This is a genomic window from Caballeronia glebae (genome assembly GCF_001545035.1).
GTDB classification, from domain to species: domain Bacteria; phylum Pseudomonadota; class Gammaproteobacteria; order Burkholderiales; family Burkholderiaceae; genus Caballeronia; species Caballeronia glebae.
On sequence record NZ_FCOJ02000044.1, the window covers coordinates 22,607 to 37,097 of the forward strand.

The window sequence follows — 14,491 nt, forward strand, 5'->3', positions numbered from 1 at the left end:
GATGGACGCCAACCCGTTTGCAAAGATGCAGCGACTCGGCCGCGCGCTGATGCTGCCGATCGCCGTACTACCGGTGGCCGGCCTGCTTTTGCGGCTCGGCCAGCCCGATGTCTTCAACATCAAGATGATCGCCGATGCAGGCGATGCGATCTTCACTAATCTGCCGCTCTTGTTCGCGATCGGCGTAGCGGTGGGTTTCGCGAAGGACAACAACGGCACGGCGGGTCTCGCCGGCGCGATCGGCTATCTCATCGAAGTGGCCGTGATGAAGGACATCAACGACAAGCTCAACATGGGCGTGCTGTCGGGGATCATCGCCGGTATGGTGGCCGGCTATATGTACAACCGCTACAAGGACATCAAGCTGCCCGAGTATCTGGCGTTCTTCGGCGGCAAGCGCTTCGTGCCGATTGTCACGGGCGTCGCGTGTCTGATACTCGGCATACTGCTCGGCTACATATGGCAGCCGGTGCAGGCGGCCATCGACACCGCGGGCAACTGGCTCACGACGGCCGGCGCGCTCGGTACGTTCGTGTTCGGCGTGCTGAACCGCATTCTGCTCGTGACGGGTCTGCATCACATCATCAACTCGCTCGCGTGGTTCGTGTTCGGCTCGTTCACGCCGCCCGACGGTGGCGCGATCGTCCACGGCGACCTGCATCGCTTCTTCGCGGGCGACAAAACCGCCGGCGGCTTCATGACAGGCTTCTTCCCGGTCATGATGTTCGGCCTCCCGGCAGCCTGTCTCGCGATGTTCCATGAAGCACCGAAGGAGCGTCGCGCGATCGTCGGCGGCCTGCTGTTCTCGATGGCGCTGACCGCGTTCCTGACGGGCGTGACCGAGCCGATCGAGTACTCGTTCATGTTCCTGGCTCCGGTGCTCTACGGCATTCATGCGGTGCTGACGGGTCTGTCGCTCGCGATCTGCTCGGCGCTCGGCATCCATCTGGGCTTCACGTTCTCGGCGGGCGCGATCGACTTCGTGCTGAACTACGGTCTGTCGCAGCGCGGCTGGCTGGCGCTCGTGGTCGGCGTGGTGTACTTCGTCGTCTACTACGGCCTGTTCCGCTTCTTCATCCGAAAATTCAACATGGCGACGCCGGGCCGCGAGCCGGCCACGACCGACGCGCAAACCGACGTCGATACAGCGGTCGCGGGCGGTCTGATTCCGCCGGTTCCGGGTGTGGCCGCGTCGGCATCGAACTCACGCGCCGCGAAGTACATCGCGGCGCTCGGCGGCGCGTCCAATCTGTCTCTCGTCGATGCCTGCACGACGCGTCTGCGTCTGTCGGTCGTGGATTCGGAAAAGGTGTCGGAACCGCAGTTGAAGACCATCGGCGCGCGCGGCGTGCTCAAGCGCGGCGCGACCAACGTGCAGGTGATCATCGGGCCGGAAGCCGACCTGATCGCCGATGAAATCCGCACCGAACTGGAACATTCGTCGACGCGCGGCGCGACGCCCGCATCTTCGACGCCGGCGCAGCCGGTAGCCGCGGTGCCAAGCGGCGACCAGACGCCCGGCCCGCTCGATCCGGACCCGTTCCGCTGGCTCGCGGTGTTCGGCGGTGCGACCAACGTCGCTTCGCTCGACGCGGTCGCCCAGACGCGCCTGCGCGTGGTCGTGCGCGATCCGTCGTCGGTGGATCGTCAGCGTTTGTCTTCGCTGGATGTCGCGTGGGTGTCGGCGGATACGTTCCACATCGTCGTGGGCGCGGCGGCGCAGCGCTATGCAACGCAACTGTCCACGCGCTTGTCGGGTAACGACGGCGGCGCTGCCCCGATGCCTGCCTGATGCGGTAGTCGATGCTCGATAACAAACGGCGCCTTCGGGCGCCGTTTGTTTTTTCAGCGCGAGGCCAAAGAAAAAGCCCGCTATCGTGTCGATAGCGGGCTTCGCAATTTCTGCAATGGTACAGTCATTTGTTACGCATACTCGTGCAGCGCAGAACGCATCTTCTTCATCGCGCTCGCCTCGATCTGGCGAATGCGCTCCGCCGATACACCGAACTCGTCAGCTAGTTCATGCAGCGTCATGCCGCCCGAGCCGTCGTCCTCCACGTCGAGCCAACGCGCCTTGATAATGCGGCGGCTGCGCTCATCGAGCGATTCAAGCGCGTCGGCGAGGCCGTCGGTTTGCAGTTCGTCGAACTGGCGCGCCGCGATGACGTTGGTCGGCTCGTTATGCGAGTCCGCCAGATAGGCGATGGGCGCGAATGCTTCCTCGCCGTCGTCGACCTGGCCTTCGAGCGCGATATCGCCGCCCGACAAGCGCGTTTCCATCTCCGCGACTTCCTCGCGCTTCACGTTCAGCTCGTTCGCGAGGCCGTCGATCTCGCCCGGCGTGAACGCCGAATGGCTGGTCTTGTGGCTGCGCAGGTTGAAGAACAGCTTGCGCTGCGCCTTGGTTGTGGCGACCTTCACCATGCGCCAGTTGCGCAAGATGTACTCGTGGATCTCCGCTTTGATCCAGTGCATGGCATACGAAACCAGGCGCACGTTTTGCTCGGGGTCGAAGCGCTTCACGGCCTTCATCAGACCGATGTTGCCTTCCTGGATCAGGTCCGCGTGCGGAAGGCCGTAACCGAGATAGTTACGGGCGATCGACACGACGAGGCGCAGGTGCGAAAGCACGAGCTGGCGCGCGGCGTTCAGGTCGCCCTGCTCGCGGAATTCGGTGGCGTACTGTCGTTCCTCTGCCTGCGAAAGCATCGGAATACGGTTCACTGCTTGTATGTATGAATCGATGTTGCCGATCTGGCCGGTCAACACCGACGACTGTGCGTACGTCAGCGCGCCTGCCGAAGATGCCTTGGCAGGTGCCGAGCTCACGATATTCGGAAGGGTCATCGCATTGGTCACGCTCATAAGCTCCTTATCAACAATTCATGTGCCGCTTAAAGACGGCGGCAAGTCAGACACGATATTAGCACTCCGGTTCAGCGAGTGCTAAGTGTTAGAGCATGGAGGAATGTTGGAGTTCCCACCAAAACTATCAGATTGGTGGTGGTGATAGGATGGACTGTTGCGCGAAAGGCGGCAGAAACGATCGGCAGAACGACTGGATTTGCATCGATTACCGTTTTTGCGCGTTGCGCGACAAGAAATTCTACAAAACGAGGACTTGATGCGATTTCTGCAAATGCTTTAAAACATCACTAGAATCGCCAAACAACAGCGACAGAAGAAACACACCCGCCATCCGAGTATATTTGGGGTGCTCATGCATAAAAACAAGAGTTCGTGGCGCCGCCCGCTACTGCGCGTGGCGGTGTGTACCGCGCTTGGTCTCGCGTCGGCCGCAGCGCAGGCAGATCGCTTTGGCGTTCAGTTCGCCGGCGGCGTGGCCGACCGCGACATCAAGAAAGCCGATCTCGGCGTGTCCTGGGACCCGGGCCTCACCTGGTGGGAGATCGGCGGCTTTCACTTCACGCTCGTCGGCGAAGGACACGTGTCCTATTGGCACACGACCGAGGACAACGCCGTTCACCCGAACATCTGGGAAGTCGGTTTCACGCCGGTGGTGCGCTTCGTGAAGAGCGCGGGCTACATTCGGCCATTCATCGAAGCTGGCGTCGGCGTGCGGCTGCTTTCGCATACGCGCATCACGCAGGATTTCAGCGTCGGGTCGGCCTTCCAGTTCGCGGATATGGTGGGCGTCGGCATGATCTTCGGAGCCAAACAGAACTATCAGGTCGGCTATCGTTTCCAGCATCTGTCGAACGGCGGTATCAAAGAGCCGAATCCTGGTATAAATTTCAGCCAGCTATATCTGCAATACAACTTCTGACGAGGCGCCGGCGTATGGGTTCCTCGACACAAGGGGAATCGACAGATGCCGGCAAAAACCATTGAGGCCATCCGTGGCCTCGAGCGCGACCGCTTCCGTGCCATGGTCGACGGCGACGGCCCGGCGCTGGATGCGCTGCTGGCCGAGAACGTCAGCTACGTCCACACGAACGGCAAACGGGAGACGAAGCGTCAGTTCATCGACGCGATCACCGCCGGCCGCCGACGTTATCGTCAGATCGAGATTCAGTCCCAGGACGTGCTGCCCGCCGGCCGCGATACGTGCCTCGTGTCGGGCCGCGCGCTGATCGAGATGGAATCGAAGAACGGCGCGCTGCTGTTTCCGATCGCCTATACCGCCGTTCATGTGCAGACAGAAGGCCAATGGCTGCTGCTCGCGCTGCAGGCGACGCGCGTGGCGCTCGAATAGCCACGCGCGCCGCTCGTCATGCAACGACCGCTTCGTCCTGTCGCACGCTCTCCACGACGCGCCCGGAACGGTTGACCGCGCTCACGATCGCATCGGCGACGGCGAGCGCCGGATTCACGTGCACCGCGACGCCGAAGCGCGTCTGCCCCTCGCCGACGCGACAGCCGACGAACGCCGCCGTGTCGCCGCTCGCCGTCACGGCCGTCTCGAACCAGTTCACGTTCGCGTCCACGCCAAGCGCCGCGGCGACCGTTTGCGCGTAGGCGTCGCCGCTCGTCGCGCTCGCCGCCGGCGCCAGCGCGACGCGCCTTTCGAATACCGCCAGCGTGGAAACGTCGATGCGCGATACCGGCCCGCCCGCGTCGAAATACTCGCGCCTGAAGAGCGCGCAGATCGCTTCGCCGCTGACTTCGGCGCCGGATGCATCGGTGACTTTCTGGACGGCGTGGCTGAATTCGATCTGCACGCGGCGCGGCGGCGCGAAGCCGAGGCCGCGTTCGAGCAGATACGTGGAGCCGCCCTTTCCGGACTGGCTGTTCACGCGGATCACGGCGTCGTAGCTGCGGCCGAGATCGGCCGGATCGATCGGCAAATAGGGCACTTCCCAGACCGCGCCCGGCACGCGCTGCGCGAAACCCTTGCGGATCGCGTCCTGATGCGAACCCGAAAACGCGGTGAACACGAGATCGCCCGCATACGGATGGCGCGGATGCACCGGAATCTGATTGCAGCGCTCGACGACGCGTCGCACGGCGTCGATATCGGAGAAATCGAGGCCCGGATCGATGCCCTGGGTGTAGAGATTCAACGCGAGCGTGACGAGATCGACATTGCCGGTGCGCTCGCCGTTGCCGAACAAGCATCCTTCGACGCGATCCGCGCCTGCAAGCACCGCCATTTCCGCCGCCGCCACAGCAGTGCCGCGATCGTTATGCGGATGCACCGACAGCACGATGCTGTCGCGAAACCCCATGTTGCGGTCCATCCACTCGACCTGATCGGCGAATACGTTGGGCATGGCGGCTTCGACGGTCGCGGGCAGATTCACGATCATTTTGTGATCGGGCGTCGGACGCCACATTTGCGCGACTGCGTCGCAGACTTCGCGCGCGAACGAAAGCTCGGTCATGCTGAAAGTTTCGGGCGAGTACTGGTAGATCCAGCGCGTATCCGGCCGCGCCGCCGCGCACTCCTTGATCATGCGCGTGCCGTCGACTGCGAGCGCCTTCACTTCGTCCTTCGACTGATTGAACACGATCTTGCGGAACGACGGCGCGATCGCGTTATAGAGATGCACGATCACCTTGCTCGCGCCCTCGACGGCTTCGAACGTGCGCTCGATCAGTTCGCGGCGCGACTGCACGAGCACTTCGATGGTCACGTCGTCCGGAATGCGCTTTTCGCTGATCAGCTTGCGCACGAAGTCGAAATCGGTCTGCGATGCCGACGGGAAGCCCACCTCGATTTCCTTGAACCCGATCTTCACCAGCATCTCGAAGAATTCGAGCTTCGCGGCGATGCTCATCGGCTCGATGAGCGACTGGTTGCCGTCACGCAGATCGGTGCTCATCCAGATGGGCGCCTTTTCGATCGTGCGGTTCGGCCAGCGGCGGCCATTCAGACGGACTTGCGGAAACGGGCGGTATTTCTCGGCGGGGTTCGGCATCATGATCGTCGATCTCTCTTCGGACGGTTTGCGTAGCGTCTGCGAGAGAGGCCGTGTCCGGCGGCTGGCCGGGCGTGGCGGGATGCACGTAAGACCGGACCGCGCGCGCGTTCACACGAATCACCGGCGATGGTGACGCCTGCGACCGACGTGAACGTGCGCGAAGCAGCGTGCATGTGACCCTCGCGTTTTCGGCTCGCGGGATGCGCGAACGAAAAAGCTGACGACTACAGGTGGTAAGAAAAGGAGCTACAGGAACTGCTGGCAGGACCGCGCTTGCTCGGAAAACCCGGCGACGCGCGGCGCTACGTCTGGCGACTTACGCTAGACGTAGCGATAGGGGCCGCGCTAGGCGGCCCGAAATAATTCGGAGGGAAGTGTGCTGGGTAAAGCTCATGGCGCTTACTTTAAACCAGCGCTGAAGAACGTGTCAAATCGGGTTTGCGTGGTTATCGACCGGTTTGCGCACCACATTGGCGATCACCTCGACCTGACGGGCGACCGCGGGCGGCACCGGCACATCTCCGCGCAACACGCATTCGATCCAGCGCGCGGTGGTTGCGGCATCGAGCGTCTCGGGCAGCTCGATGTGCGGCGCGTGCGCCTGCGAATGCTCCGGCGCGATCAGCGTGTCGACGCGACCGTCGTGGAACCAGTCGACTTGCACCTGGCGACGCGTATCGGCGACGGCTTCGCCTTCCGTGCCGCGCGCGAGCAGCGCGCCGCCCGCCGCCGCGTCCGGATGCGCGGTGAAAAGCGCGGTGAGACTCTCGCGATATTCGGGATGCGTGTAGTTGACGAGCCGCAAGCCCGGCTCCGCAAACGGCTGAAGGATCTTCACGAGCGTGTGCGTCGAGTTACGCACGCCCATGCGCCGCCTGAGCGCCAAAAGTCGCGCGAGCTTCGGCGCGAGTACCGCAATCGGCGCGAACGAGAGGCGGCGCGACGCGAGGCTGTCCTCGATTTCATCGTGCGAGGCCGCGTGCGCGATGCCCAGTTCCGCGAAGATTTGCGCGCTCGTCACGCGCCCGGGATCTTCGGTAACACCGTGCACCAGCACCGGCACGCCTTCGCGCGCGAGCAGAAGCGACAGCAGCGGCACGAGGTTGGGCGTCTTACGCGCGCCGTTGTAGCTCGGAATCGACACGGGCCGCGCGTGCTCGCGGCCGTCCTGGACATGCAGTGGCTCGAACGAGCGATGCGCGGCGGACAGCATCGCCGCGAGTTCGGCGGCGGATTCGCCCTTGACGCGGTAGGCGAGAAGCACCGCACCTAGTTCGAGTTCGGGCACGCGATCGTCGAGCATCGCTTCGTAGAGCGCGTAGGTGTCCTCGTGCGAAAGTGCGCGCGCGCCGTTCGGCCCACGGCCGATTTCCTTGATGTAGCGTGCGCAGGCGAAAGTGGAGGAAGCGGAGTCGGTCATCGGAGAGGTGCGCGATTCGGGCGCTCGATTACGTAATGTGAGCGATGCCGTTGCGCGTTTTAGGGTGCGGGAATGCTATTGAGTACCGCATTTGAGCAGCGCTGGCAAGGTTTGCCGGCCGGGTGATTCCCGCAATATTCCTGCGATGCTTACGAAAACCGCGTCGCGAACCGCTTCTCCGAAGGCCCGGCGAAAGCTCGCACAGCCAAGCCCGGCAGGGTCCGCCACGATTTGCGCGCGCACGTTACACTCTTCGTTCTCGCCGGCCGTGAGCGCCGACGCATTCGTCCGTGAATCTGCAAATCAAAACAGCAACAGGAGAGCAGGATGAGTTATGTGTTTCCTCCGGCGCAGGCAGCAGCCGTACCCGTCGATGGTTCGAATGAGCAGTTTTCCGTCCGCCGAATCTACTGCGTCGGTCGAAACTACGAAGCCCACGCCCGCGAAATGGGCCACGATCCGGACCGCGAGCCGCCGTTCTTCTTCAGCAAGCCGGCAGACGCCGTGCTGAACGTCGCGCCGGGCTCGACGGCCGAATTCCCCTATCCGTCGCAGACGAAAAACCTGCACTTCGAGATGGAACTCGTTGCCGCGATCGGCAAGCAGGGCAAGGACATTCCCGCCGATAAAGGGCTCGATTACGTCTACGGCTACGCGCTCGGGCTCGATATGACGCGCCGCGACCTGCAGGCCGAAGCGAAGAAGCTCGGCCGTCCGTGGGACACGGCGAAAGGTTTCGACCACTCCGCGCCGATCGGCCCGATTCATCCGGTATCGAAGGTCGGGCATCTGGAAAAGAGCACGATCTGGCTGACCGTGAACGGCGAGCAAAAGCAGCGCTCGGACATCTCGCAACTGATCTGGTCGGTCGGTGAGACGGTCGCGTATCTGTCGACGCTCTTCGAACTCTTCCCCGGCGATCTCATCTTCACCGGCACGCCCGAAGGCGTCGGCGCGGTCGTGAAGGGCGACGTGCTGAAGGGCGGCGTCGACGGCATCGGCGAGTTCTCCGTGCGCGTGGTCTGAGTCCGCGAACATGAAGCTCTACAGCTATTTCCGCAGTTCGGCGGCGTATCGCGTGCGCATCGCGCTGAATCTGAAGGGACTCGATTACGAGTACGAGGGCGTTCATCTGCTGCGCGACGGCGGCGAGCAACTGAAGCCCGAATATCGCGCGGTGAATCCGGACGGCATCGTGCCGGCGCTCGTCGATGGCGACGACGTTCTCACGCAGTCGCTCGCGATCATCGAGTATCTGGAGGAGACGCATCCCGAGCCGGCGCTGCTGCCGAAGAGCCCGTCCGATCGCGCGTTCGTGCGCTCGGTGGCGATGCAGGTCGCGTGCGAGATTCATCCGCTCGACAATCTGCGCGTGCTCAAGTACCTGAAGCATCAGGTCAAGGTGCCGGATGACGTGAAGGACGCGTGGTATCGGCATTGGGTCGAGGCGGGTTTCGCGTCGCTGGAGAAGCGGCTGGCCGCCGACAGGCGCGTCGGCTCGCTCACCCTCGGCGACACGCCGACCATTGCCGATCTGTGCATCGTGCCGCAGGTGTTCAACGCGCGGCGCTTCGGCATCGACGTGAGCCCTTATCCGACCATCGCGCGCATCGCCGACTACGCCTGCACGCTCGACGCCTTCGCGCGGGCCGCTCCGGCGCAGCAGCCGGACGCCGAATGACGACGGCGGTCTCGGCCGGAGCGCTGTCGAGTTATCTGTCGGGCGCGGGACTGGGGGCGAGCCTGATCGTCGCGATCGGCGCGCAGAATGCGTTCGTGTTGCGGCAGGGCTTGAAGCGCCGGCACGTGGGCATCGTCGTATCGATCTGCGCGTTCATCGATGTCATGTTGATCGCGCTCGGCGTCGCCGGAATGGGCGCGCTCATCGCGCGTGCGCCCTTTCTGCTCGACGTGATCCGCTGGGCCGGCGCGATCTTCGTGTTCCTGTACGGCGTGCGCGCGTTCATCGCGGCGTGGCGCGGGCCGGGACATCTGAACGCATCGGAGGGCGATTCGCAGACGGCGATCGGCGCGGCATCCACCGTGCTCGCCTTGTCGCTGCTCAATCCGCACGTCTATCTCGATACCGTCGTGCTGCTCGGCGGCATCGGCGCGCAACGCGGCTGGCCGGGCAACGCGTGGTTCGCGGCGGGCGCGATGTGTTCGTCGGCCGTCTGGTTCACGGCGCTCGGCTATGGCGCGCGGCTTCTGGAACCGTGGTTCGAGAAAGACGTGTCGTGGCGCGTGCTCGATGTGATCGTCGGCTGCGTGATGTGGTGGATCGCGGCTTCCCTGATCTTCGCCCGATGAAAAAAGAGCGTCCGTGTGGACGCTCTTTTCAGATTCAGCCGAGCAACGCGTCGGCGAATTCCTCGGCGCTGAACGGCTGCAAGTCCTCGACTTTCTCGCCCACGCCGATGAAATAAACCGGCACGGGCCGCTGACGCGCGATTGCGGCGAGAATGCCGCCCTTCGCGGTGCCGTCGAGCTTCGTCACGATGAGCCCGGTCAGGCCGAGCGCGTCGTCGAACGACTTGACCTGCGCGAGCGCGTTCTGACCCGTGTTCGCGTCGATCACGAGCAGCACTTCGTGCGGCGCGTCGGGCATGGCCTTCGCGATCACGCGGCGCACCTTGCGCAGTTCTTCCATCAGATGCAGTTGCGTCGGCAGACGGCCGGCGGTGTCGGCCATCATCACGTCGATCTTGCGTGCTCGCGCCGCGCCGACCGCGTCGTAGATCACGGCGGCGGCGTCGCCGCTTTCCTGCGCGATCACCATCACGTTGTTGCGCTCGCCCCAGACCGTGAGTTGTTCGCGCGCCGCGGCCCGGAACGTGTCGCCGGCGGCGAGCAGCACCGACTGGTTGAAGCGCTGCAAGTGCTTCGCCAGCTTGCCGATGCTCGTCGTCTTGCCGACGCCGTTCACGCCCGCGATCATCATCACGAGCGGTTGCGCGCGGCCGAGCATCAGCGATTTTTCGAGCGGGCGCAGCAGGTCGACGAGTAGTTCGCGCAGCGCCTTCTTCACTTGCGACGCGTCGGTCAGGCGCTCCGCGCGCACCTTCTCGCGCAGCGATTCGAGCAGGAATTCGGTCGCATCGACGCCCGCGTCGGACATGAGCAGCGCGGTTTCGAGCTCTTCGTACAGGTCCTCGTCGATCTTGGCGCTGACGAAAATGCCCGTCAGATTGGAGCTTGTTTTCGAGAGACCGTGACGCAGACGCGAGATCCACGACTTCTTCGCGGCCGGATCGAGCGTGGGCGGCGGCACGACTTCCTCGTTCGCCTGATCCGTCTCCGGGCCGCGCGCCCATTGCGATTGCGTGCGGCCTTGCCAATATTCGCTCGATTTTTCCGAGGATGGCGTGGACGGCGGCGCGGGGGCAGGGGACGCTGCGTGCTTCGGCGCGACCGATTCAACCGATGCAACAGGCGCCGGCTCTTCCGGCGGCGCTTCTTCCAGCGGCATTTCGGCGGCGAGCGCCTGCCGTTCGAGATCGGCGTCGGAGATCTCTTCGTCAACGGCTGCCTCGACGGATTCCTCCTGAGGCGCGTCGAGCGGCTCATCGGCCGGTTTTTTGAATTTCTTGAAGAAGCTGAACATGGATGTGTGACGATGATGCGCGCGTGATCCGACGGCCCTGTGCGCGCTTTCGAGTCGCTTTGTGCGAGGCTCGCGCGATGGGATAGAAGCCGCATATTTTATCAGGCGCCGCCGTGCGCGCCCGTGCGGCTCCCGGCATGGCGCGCGCGTGTGGTAACGTTGGCTTTCATTGCTCGCGCCGGCCGATCTTCAAGCAAAAACGACCGGCGAGCCCGACTCCAGCCATCCCGTCATGCCCCGCTCGTCCGCTACCCGTTCCGCCTTGCCCAGCCATACGCCATCGCGCGGAGGCAAACCGCACACGATCCGCATCATCGGCGGAGACTGGAAGCGCACGCCGCTGCCCGTGCTCGATCTCAACGGCCTCAGGCCCACGCCGGATCGCGTGCGCGAGACCCTCTTCAACTGGCTCGGCCAGGATCTTTCCGGACAGCATTGTCTCGACATGTTCGCCGGCACCGGCGCACTCGGTTTCGAGGCCGCGTCGCGCGGCGCGGCGCGCGTCTTGATGGTCGAACGAAGCGCGAAGGCGGCCGCGCAGATCCGCGCGAATCAGGCGAAGCTCGGCGCGCGCAATATCGAAATCGCGGAAACCGACGCGTTGCGTCTCGTCGCGCGCCTCGCGCCCGGTTCATTCGGCGTCATTTTTCTGGACCCGCCCTTCGGCGATCACGCGTTGCTTTTGCGCGCGCTCGAATTGGCCGCGCCGCTTGCCGCGCCGGATGGGTCGATCTACGTCGAATGCGGCGATCCGCTGGATCTGTCGGGCATCGATGCGCTCGCTGGCTGGAGCGTCGCGCGCGAAGGCAAGGCGGGCGCCGTTCGCTATCATTTGCTGCGCCGCGAAAATGAGGAATAATGCGCGTTCCCGATTTCGGCTTGACCGATCTCGCGGGGAATGAGGCAAAGTTGGTCGTCGCAGCCACGCGGTCCAATGTAAATAGAAGAGGAGAAGCTCATGGTTGTCGCCGTGTATCCGGGTACATTCGACCCGCTCACCCGCGGGCATGAAGACATCGTGCGGCGCGCATCGAGCATTTTCGATCAGCTCGTCGTGGGCGTCGCGGACAGCCGCGCAAAGAAGCCGTTTTTCTCGCTGCAGGAGCGGCTGGATATCGCGCACGAGGTGCTCGGGCATTACCCGAACGTGCAGGTGAGCAGTTTCACCGGGCTACTGAAGGATTTCGTGCGCACGAACAATGCGCGCGTGATCGTGCGCGGACTGCGCGCCGTCTCCGACTTCGAATACGAGTTTCAGATGGCCGGGATGAACCGCTATCTGCTGCCCGATGTCGAGACGATGTTCATGACGCCGTCCGATCAATATCAGTTTATCTCCGGCTCCATCGTGCGCGAGATCGCGCAACTCGGCGGCGACGTGAGCAAGTTCGTGTTCCCGTCAGTGGAAAAGCGGCTGATGGACAAAGTCGCTATTCTGTCGCAGAAGGATCCCGCGGCGCCCTGAGCGCCGGGCCCGCGCGTTTCATCGCCGCTGGATGTTACGCGCGGGCGTCATGCCGGTTTCGAAGCCGGCGCAAGAGAGTGAAGCATGTCTTTGATCATTACCGACGAGTGCATCAACTGCGACGTTTGCGAGCCCGAGTGCCCGAACGACGCCATTTCGATGGGGCCCGAGATCTACGTGATCGACCCGAACAAATGCACGGAATGCGTCGGCCATTTCGACGAGCCGCAGTGCCAGCAAGTGTGCCCTGTGGAATGCATTCCGCGCGATCCGGCGCACGTCGAAACGCCAGAGCAACTCATGGCCAAGTACCATGCGCTGATGGCGGCGAAAGGCAATTCCTAACCGACGATCTGCGTCAACGCCGCGACGAGCGCGTCGCATTCGGCCGGCGTGCCGATGGAAATGCGCAGATGCTGATCGATGCGCGGCAGCTTGAAATGGCGCACGAAAAACTCTTTCTCTTTCAATGCGGCGGCGAGCGTCGCCGCATCGAGCGCGGGATGCTTCGTGAAGACGAAGTTGGCGCCCGACGGAACGACATCGAACCCCAAGGCTCGTAACTGCGATGTGAGCCGCTCACGGCTCGCGATTACCTTCGCGCAACCTTCCTCGAACCACGCCTGATCCTCATACGACGCAATCGCCGCGACTTGCGCGAGGCGATCGAGCGGATACGAATTGAAGCTGTCCTTCACGCGCGTGAGCGCTTCGATGAGCGCCGGATCGCCGAATGCGAAGCCGACGCGCATGCCCGCCAGCGAACGCGCTTTCGAAGTCGTCTGAACGACGAGCAGGTTCGGATAGGCGTCGATCAGACTCATCGCCGATTGCGCGCCGAAATCCACATACGCTTCATCGATGATGACGGGCGCGTCCGGATTCGCCTTGAGCAGCACTTCGATTTCCGCAAGCGGCAGGGCACGGCCCGTGGGCGCGTTCGGATTCGGAAGCAGCACGCCGCCGCACGGCGCGCGGTAATCGTCCACGTCGATCGCGAAATCGGCGTTCAGCGGCACGGTCTCGTATTCGACGCCGTAAAGCTGCGCATAGACCGGATAAAAGCTGTAGGTGATGTCGGGAAAGCGGATCGGCCGGTCGTGCTTGAGAAGGGCCTGGAACGCGTGCGCGAGCACTTCGTCGGAACCGTTGCCCGCGAATACTTGTTCGATGCGCAGCCCGTGATGCTTCGCGACGGTCTCGCGCAACGCACGCGCGGTCGGATCGGGATATTTGCGCAGCGACGCGCCGTCCTCGCCGAGTTCGCGACGAATCGCTTCGACGACACGCGGCGACGGCGGGTACGGATTCTCGTTGGTGTTGAGCTTGACGGGATGCGCCAGCGCAGGTTGCTCGCCCGGCACATACGGCGTCAGACGATGGACGATGTCGCTCCAGAAACGGCTCACTGTCGGCTCCAAATCATGAATTGCGGTGCAGGTTCATCATCGCACGTTCGGTTTCGCCGGCGACGACGAACGGCATCACGGCAAGCGCGCGCTCGATCGACTGATCGATCACGTCCTGTTCCTCGCGGCGCGGCGGCTTGAGGACGAAGTTCGCGACATCGGGCTTCGCGCCCGCGCGCGCGCCTTCGGGAATCAAGTCGCGCGGATGCCCGATGCCGATGCGCAGCCGCCAATATTGCTGCGACGAAAGATGCGCGGAGATGTCCTTCAGGCCATTGTGTCCGCCGCTGCCGCCGCCGAGCTTCATCTTGACCGTGCCGGGCGGCAGATCGAGTTCGTCGTGCGCGACGAGAATTTCATCGGGAAGAATCTTGAAGAACTGCGCGAGCGCGACGACCGATTGTCCCGAGCGGTTCATGAATGTCTGCGGTTCGAGCAGATGCACTTCGTGGCCGTGCAGACGTCCCTTCCCATAGAAACCGTGAAAGCGGCGTTCGTCGCGCAGTGTGGCTCCGGCGTCGCGTGCGAACTGGTCAACGAACCAGAAGCCCGCGTTGTGCCGCGTAGCGGTGTATTCGGCGCCCGGATTGCCCAGGCCGACGATCAACTTGATCATGTCGAATCTTGTAGAGCGAAAAAAAACCCGCCGGGGCTTGCGCGCCGGCGGGTCACGTCGACCGTTCTTGCGAACGGATCGAGAGGATAGCG

General features: G+C 63.5%; 15 protein-coding genes. 9 read left to right on the forward strand and 6 right to left on the reverse strand.

All coding sequences use genetic code 11. The annotated features are described in order from the left end of the window. Position 1: 1 nt before the first annotated feature. Complete coding sequence (gene nagE, locus AWB82_RS25505; protein WP_086972148.1) at positions 2–1,792, forward strand: N-acetylglucosamine-specific PTS transporter subunit IIBC; 1,791 nt, start codon at positions 2–4, stop codon at positions 1,790–1,792. Between the two features lie 131 nt (positions 1,793–1,923). Here the strand turns inward: nagE and rpoH are convergent, their stop codons facing one another. Then, positions 1,924–2,859 (reverse strand): RNA polymerase sigma factor RpoH, encoded by a 936-nt coding sequence (gene rpoH / locus AWB82_RS25510; protein WP_086972187.1) that lies wholly within the window; start codon positions 2,857–2,859, stop codon positions 1,924–1,926. Positions 2,860–3,220: 361 nt separating this feature from the next. Between rpoH and AWB82_RS25515 the strand changes: the two genes are divergently transcribed. Next, positions 3,221–3,787 carry an acyloxyacyl hydrolase gene (locus tag AWB82_RS25515; protein ID WP_086972149.1) on the forward strand — a complete coding sequence of 189 codons (567 nt, stop codon included), beginning with the start codon at positions 3,221–3,223 and terminating at the stop codon, positions 3,785–3,787. Between the two features lie 45 nt (positions 3,788–3,832). Beyond that, a complete protein-coding gene (locus AWB82_RS25520; RefSeq protein WP_086972150.1) occupies positions 3,833–4,216 on the forward strand; it encodes a nuclear transport factor 2 family protein in 384 nt (127 codons plus the stop codon). Between the two features lie 16 nt (positions 4,217–4,232). On the opposite strand, the gene leuA is transcribed toward AWB82_RS25520, so the two are convergent. Together leuA and ybiB are read right to left on the reverse strand one after the other, a co-directional pair. Further along, a complete protein-coding gene (gene leuA, locus AWB82_RS25525; protein WP_086972151.1) occupies positions 4,233–5,885 on the reverse strand; it encodes a 2-isopropylmalate synthase in 1,653 nt (550 codons plus the stop codon). 427 nt (positions 5,886–6,312) lie between these two features. Continuing rightward, positions 6,313–7,305 (reverse strand): DNA-binding protein YbiB, encoded by a 993-nt coding sequence (gene ybiB, locus AWB82_RS25530; protein ID WP_086972152.1) that lies wholly within the window; start codon positions 7,303–7,305, stop codon positions 6,313–6,315. Between the two features lie 327 nt (positions 7,306–7,632). Here ybiB and AWB82_RS25535 point away from each other — a divergent pair, with 327 nt between their 5' ends. Genes AWB82_RS25535 through AWB82_RS25545 form a run of 3 tightly spaced genes read left to right on the forward strand, consistent with a single transcriptional unit; the run spans position 7,633 to position 9,615 of the window. Further along, a complete protein-coding gene (locus AWB82_RS25535) occupies positions 7,633–8,331 on the forward strand; it encodes a fumarylacetoacetate hydrolase family protein (RefSeq protein ID WP_086972153.1) in 699 nt (232 codons plus the stop codon). A 10-nt stretch (positions 8,332–8,341) separates the two neighbouring features. Further along, entirely contained in the window at positions 8,342–8,986 is a 645-nt protein-coding gene (gene maiA / locus AWB82_RS25540) for a maleylacetoacetate isomerase (RefSeq protein ID WP_086972154.1), read from the forward strand. Next, on the forward strand, positions 8,983–9,615 hold the full coding sequence (locus AWB82_RS25545) for a LysE/ArgO family amino acid transporter (protein ID WP_086972155.1): 633 nt from the start codon (positions 8,983–8,985) through the stop codon (positions 9,613–9,615). Before maiA ends, AWB82_RS25545 begins: the two co-directional genes overlap by 4 nt. Positions 9,616–9,649: 34 nt before the next feature. On the opposite strand, the gene ftsY is transcribed toward AWB82_RS25545, so the two are convergent. Next, positions 9,650–10,909, reverse strand: coding sequence for a signal recognition particle-docking protein FtsY (ftsY, locus tag AWB82_RS25550; RefSeq protein ID WP_086972156.1), 1,260 nt, complete (start codon positions 10,907–10,909; stop codon positions 9,650–9,652). A gap of 232 nt (positions 10,910–11,141) precedes the next feature. Here ftsY and rsmD point away from each other — a divergent pair, with 232 nt between their 5' ends. The 3 genes from rsmD (at position 11,142) to AWB82_RS25565 (ending at position 12,719) form a co-directional block, all read left to right on the forward strand. Further along, positions 11,142–11,768 (forward strand): 16S rRNA (guanine(966)-N(2))-methyltransferase RsmD, encoded by a 627-nt coding sequence (rsmD, locus tag AWB82_RS25555; protein WP_200818202.1) that lies wholly within the window; start codon positions 11,142–11,144, stop codon positions 11,766–11,768. Between the two features lie 99 nt (positions 11,769–11,867). Beyond that, positions 11,868–12,374 (forward strand): pantetheine-phosphate adenylyltransferase, encoded by a 507-nt coding sequence (gene coaD / locus AWB82_RS25560; RefSeq protein WP_086972157.1) that lies wholly within the window; start codon positions 11,868–11,870, stop codon positions 12,372–12,374. A gap of 84 nt (positions 12,375–12,458) precedes the next feature. Continuing rightward, on the forward strand, positions 12,459–12,719 hold the full coding sequence (locus tag AWB82_RS25565; RefSeq protein WP_086972158.1) for a YfhL family 4Fe-4S dicluster ferredoxin: 261 nt from the start codon (positions 12,459–12,461) through the stop codon (positions 12,717–12,719). Here the strand turns inward: AWB82_RS25565 and hisC are convergent. Together hisC and pth are read right to left on the reverse strand one after the other, a co-directional pair. After that, positions 12,716–13,783: a histidinol-phosphate transaminase gene (gene hisC / locus AWB82_RS25570; RefSeq protein WP_086972159.1), complete on the reverse strand. Its 1,068-nt coding sequence runs from the start codon at positions 13,781–13,783 to the stop codon at positions 12,716–12,718. The two genes, AWB82_RS25565 and hisC, sit on opposite strands and share 4 nt — an antisense overlap. Before the next feature lie 13 nt (positions 13,784–13,796). Next, entirely contained in the window at positions 13,797–14,399 is a 603-nt protein-coding gene (gene pth, locus AWB82_RS25575; RefSeq protein WP_035497577.1) for an aminoacyl-tRNA hydrolase, read from the reverse strand. Positions 14,400–14,491: the final 92 nt, after the last annotated feature.